Source organism: Syntrophomonas sp. UBA5494 (genome assembly GCF_002426325.1).
The window spans coordinates 989-1188 of sequence record NZ_DIPG01000007.1 but is presented as its reverse complement, the minus strand read 5'-3'; the positions used below and the strand labels follow the sequence as shown (position 1 = coordinate 1188).

Sequence of the window (200 nt, the reverse complement as noted above, 5' to 3'; positions counted from 1 at the left end):
TCCAGCCAGATTTCCCAGCCCAGGCCCCAGGCGCCCAGGGTGGGTGATTCCCAGTTGTCCTCTACCAGTCTGATGTCGTGATGATCAGGATCTATGCCCAGGTCGCGCAGACTATCCAGGTACAGTTCGATAACGTTGTCCGGTGATGGCTTGAGTATGACCTGGTATTGATAATAGTGCTGCAGGCGGTTGGGGTTTTC

General features: G+C 55.0%; 1 protein-coding gene. It reads right to left on the bottom strand.

The features are described from left to right. On the bottom strand, window positions 1-200 hold a 200-nt coding region (locus tag B3W37_RS00680; RefSeq protein WP_483174487.1), incomplete at both ends, for a glycine--tRNA ligase subunit alpha.